The 4396-nt window shown below is 62.4% G+C and carries 3 protein-coding genes; 1 reads left to right on the top strand and 2 read right to left on the bottom strand.

Annotated elements, in window-relative coordinates; genetic code table 11:
- The first annotated feature begins 102 nt into the window (after positions 1 to 102).
- On the top strand, positions 103 to 1647 hold the full coding sequence (locus EN969_RS18715) for a bifunctional diguanylate cyclase/phosphodiesterase (protein ID WP_027161757.1): 1545 nt from the start codon (positions 103 to 105) through the stop codon (positions 1645 to 1647).
- A 68-nt stretch (positions 1648 to 1715) separates the two neighbouring features.
- Here EN969_RS18715 and EN969_RS18710 read toward each other — a convergent pair whose 3' ends face one another.
- Both EN969_RS18710 and pnp read right to left on the bottom strand, forming a co-directional pair.
- Complete coding sequence (locus tag EN969_RS18710; RefSeq protein WP_063169995.1) at positions 1716 to 2735, bottom strand: class I SAM-dependent methyltransferase; 1020 nt, start codon at positions 2733 to 2735, stop codon at positions 1716 to 1718.
- A gap of 100 nt (positions 2736 to 2835) precedes the next feature.
- A partial coding sequence (gene pnp, locus EN969_RS18705; RefSeq protein ID WP_127419300.1) for a polyribonucleotide nucleotidyltransferase occupies positions 2836 to 4396 on the bottom strand: 1561 nt, incomplete at its 5' end.

Here is a 4396-nt window from a genome sequence, read left to right as displayed (position 1 = left end):
CCGCTCAAGAAATACTTCCGGTCCAATAAAATTGGATTCATTCGCGGAAACTCATTTTAAGGAGATATCCGGTAGAAAGCTCCGTACTCAGGGGAACTTTCAATGCTCGCCGTCAGCAACCCGAAGCGAACACCGGTGTTCCGACTGCTCACCATAGCGAGTTCGGGTCTCGGCAGTTTCGTCCTCGGGCTCTGGGGCCTGAAGCTCGGTCTCGGCGATGGCTTTGCCGGCATCTCCGCCGACATGATGGTCTCGGTGATGGCCGCTCTTTGCGCACTGGCGGCGTCGGTCGCCGCGATGTCCTTCTTCGCCGGCGTCGATGAATCGGCGGATTTCGTCTTCACGGAAACCCATTTCGACAAGCTGACCGGCCTGGTGGCACGTCCGGCGATGGTCGGCAAGATTGCCGAGGCGGCATGCGCGACCAGCCGGACCGGCGAGCCGATGTTCCTCATCGATATCGACATCGACCGGTTCAAGCAGATCAATGACGCCATCGGCTACAGCCAGGGCGACGAGCTGATCCGCGCCTTCACCAAGCGCTTGAAGACGTGCGTGCCGCCGCGCGCGCTGATCGGACGCATCGGCGCCGGTGAATTCGCGATCCTGCTCCCCGACAACCAAGTCGCAGGGTCCTTGGAAAGCACCATAGAGAGGCTCATCGACGAGATGATGGAGCCCTATGATCTCGGTACGCACCTGCAATCGGTCAGCCTGTCGGTCGGCATCGTGGCGATGCCAAAGGACGGTGTCGATCCCGTCCTCATCCTGCGCCGCTCCAATCTGGCGCTGCAGAACGCGCGCGCCAGCGGCGTCGGCAACTGGTCCGTCTTCCATGCCGAAATGGGCAGGGTCGCCGACCATCGCCAGTGGATCGAATCCGAACTGCATACAGCCTTCGAGCGCGGTGACTTCGACCTTCATTACCAGCCGCAGCTCGATCTCCCGACCGGCCGCATCGTCGGCTACGAAGCGCTGATCCGCTGGCGGCATCCGGAACGCGGCATGATCCCGCCGATGGAGTTCATTCCGATCGCCGAGGAAACCGGCATGATCGGCCCGATCGGCGAATGGGTGCTGCGCAAAGCCTGCAGCGACGCCCGGCATCTGCCCGACGACTGCTTCGTCGCCGTCAACATCTCGCCCGTCCAGTTCATGACCAAGGACTTCGTCGGCATCGTGCGCGACACCATGACGAGCACCGGCATCAAGCCGTCACGGCTGGAACTGGAAGTGACCGAGACGGCGATGATGCAGGATCGCGACCGCGCCGCCGCCATCCTGAAGGAGCTTGCGGATATCGGCATTTCGGTCGCCGTCGATGATTTCGGCACCGGCTATTCCAATTTGAGCTACCTGATCGATTTCTCATTCGGCAAGCTGAAGATCGACCGGTCCTTCGTCAGCCGCCTCGACACAGATTCCAGCTCCGGCGCGGTCGTCTCGACCATCGTCGGGCTTTCGCGCGCGCTCGGCGTCAGCATCATTGCCGAAGGCGTCGAGACCGAAAGCCAGGCGACACTGCTCAGGGCAGCCGGCTGCGAGGTGGTGCAAGGCTACCTGTATGGCAGGCCCGCCCCCCTCAAGATCAGGGTCGGCGACGTGCATATCACCGATGAGGTCCGGCGCGTTGCCAATCTGCATTGAGTGCGACGCGATATCTGTTTTTGAGCATGATCTTTTCCGAAACCGGTATCCACTTTCGGGATCATGCTTCAACGACGAGCGGAAAGCACCTTGAACATGCCGTCACGAGCGAGTTCGGCATGGCTCGAAAAGACAGCCGCCAAGATCGGTTCGTAGGGAAGCTGACGGTTGGCGACCATGAACAGCCGCCCACCCGGCTTCAAGGCCTTGGCCGCCGCTCGGATCATGCCGGCGCCGATCTCCGGCTCGGCCGCCCGGCTGCGGTGAAAGGGCGGGTTCATGGCAATCGCGTCGTAGCGCTTCTCGACTGGTTCCTTCAGCAGATCGATCCAGAAGAAATTCCTGGCGGTCGGCTGGCTGACCGCTGCCAGATTGAGCTTCGCGGCTTCAAGCGCGGCGAAATCGGCCTCATAGAGGTCGAGCGCCTGAACGCCGGGGGAGCGGGCGGCGATCTCGGCCGCCACATAGCCCCAGCCGGCGCAGAGATCGGCAATGCTGCCACGCAGGTCATTGGGCAGGTTCTCGACCAGCAATTTCGATCCGGTATCGATCCGGTCGAACGAGAACATGCCGGGCGCGGTGTGGCACCGGCCTTCAACCAGCAGAGCGGGGTTGGCAGCGCGCAATTCTTCCGCGGCGGCCAGATCGGCGGGACGTCGCAGCCAGAAGGCAATGCCGTGATATTTGGGCAAATGGCCTTCAAGCGGCACAAGCTCGTCAACGCGCTTGCGCAGGCTGGCAATGCCATCGTCCTTGCCGCCGGCAATGACGACCAGGCCGCCCGGCGCCACGCACTCAAGCGCCTGCGCGATGCGCACTTCGTTCAAGCCGCGATGCCGGCCGGCAAGCACAAGTGCCATATCGAAGCCATCGCCTTCCACTTGCGCGGTGACGACGAAGCCAGACGCCTGCAGCACGCTAAAATGCGGCCGGAAGCCCTGTACGAGGTGAAGCGTCGCCTCAAAGCCTTCAGGCAGGCGAAAACCCGGCTCAGCGCCGAAAAACAGGGCGCGCGTGCCCTTTCCCGGCAAAGCAACAGCCTCCGCCTCGAAGGGATGGAAAAGCGTCTTCAACGGCTCGGCGGACATTGTTCGATCTCGACTTGTCTAAGCGCTTTGAAACCCAGGCTGAAAATGAAAACGGGCGCGACATAAGCCGCGCCCGTTTCGATTCATGATCTCAGACCAATCAGGCGGCGTTTTCTTCGCCTTCGGTCTTCTTGTCGCGGGCGAGTTCCTTGCCGGTGGCCTGGTCGACGACCTTCATCGACAGGCGGACCTTGCCGCGCTCGTCGAAGCCCATCAGCTTGACCCAGACCTTGTCGCCTTCCTTGACCACGTCCGAGGTCTTGGCGACCCGGTCGTTGGCAAGCTGCGAGATGTGGACGAGGCCGTCACGCGGGCCGAAGAAGTTGACGAAAGCGCCGAAGTCCGCGGTCTTGACGACCGTACCTTCGTAGATCTCGCCGACTTCCGGCTCGGCGACGATGGTGTGGATCCACTTCTTCGCCGCCTCGATCTCCTTGGCATTGGACGAAGCGATCTTGACCGTGCCGTCGTCCTCGATGTTGATCTTGGCGCCGGTCTTTTCGACGATCTCGCGGATCACCTTGCCGCCCGAGCCGATCACGTCACGGATCTTGTCGGTCGGGATGTGCATCACTTCGATGCGCGGTGCGAACTCACCCAGTTCCGAACGCGCGCCGGTCAGAGCATGCGCCATCTCGCCGAGGATGTGCTGGCGGCCATCCTTGGCCTGGTCCAGCGCGATCTTCATGATCTCCTCGGTGATGCCTTCGATCTTGATATCCATCTGCAGCGAGGTGATGCCGTTGGCGGTGCCGGCGACCTTGAAGTCCATGTCGCCGAGGTGATCCTCGTCACCGAGGATGTCGGATAGAACGGCGAAACGCTCGCCTTCCTTGATCAGGCCCATGGCGATACCGGCGACGGGCTTGGCCAGCGGCACGCCGGCATCCATCAGCGCCAGCGAGGTGCCGCAGACGGTGGCCATCGACGACGAACCGTTGGACTCGGTGATCTCCGAGACGACACGCAGCGTGTAGGGGAACTGGTCGGCGCTCGGCAGCATCGGGCGAATGGCGCGCCAGGCGAGCTTGCCATGGCCGATTTCGCGGCGACCCGGCGAACCCATGCGGCCGGTCTCGCCGACGGAATAGGGAGGGAAGTTGTAGTGAAGGAGGAACTTCTCCTTGTACATGCCGGTCAGCGAATCGACATACTGCTCATCCTCGCCGGTGCCGAGCGTGGCAACGACCAGCGCCTGGGTCTCGCCGCGGGTGAACAGCGCCGAACCGTGGGTGCGCGGCAGGACGCCGACTTCGGAGACGATCTTGCGGACCGTCTTGAGGTCACGGCCATCGATGCGCGAACCGGTGTCGAGGATGTTCCAGCGCACGACCTTGGCCTGGAGTTCCTTGAATACCGAACCGATCTGCTCGGAAGTGTACTTGGCATCTTCGCCTTCGGCCGGGGCAAACGCTGCCTTGACCTTCGCCTTGACGGCGTCGACGGCGGCGTAACGCTTCTGCTTGTCGACGTTCTTGTAGGCGTTGCTGAGTTCGTCGCCGACGATCTTCAGCATCTCGGCTTCAAGCGCGGAATAGTCCGGCGCGGTGAAGTCGCGCGGCTCCTTGGCGGCGACTTCGGCCAGCTTGATGATGGCGTCGATGACCGGCTGGAAGCCCTTGTGGCCGAACATGACGGCGCCGAGCATCAGCTCTTCGCCC

The organism is Mesorhizobium sp. M7A.F.Ca.CA.003.01.2.1, assembly GCF_003998945.1.
In the GTDB taxonomy this organism is placed as follows: Bacteria; Pseudomonadota; Alphaproteobacteria; order Rhizobiales; family Rhizobiaceae; genus Mesorhizobium; species Mesorhizobium ciceri.
This window is presented reverse-complemented; position numbering and strand designations above follow the sequence as displayed.

Excerpts from the sequence above, each read along its gene's own strand:
- EN969_RS18715 (WP_027161757.1), top strand. The coding sequence starts at position 103 with ATGCTCGCCGTCAGCAACCCGAAGCGAACACCGGTGTTCCGACTGCTC.
- EN969_RS18710 (WP_063169995.1), bottom strand. The coding sequence starts at position 2,735 with ATGTCCGCCGAGCCGTTGAAGACGCTTTTCCATCCCTTCGAGGCGGAG.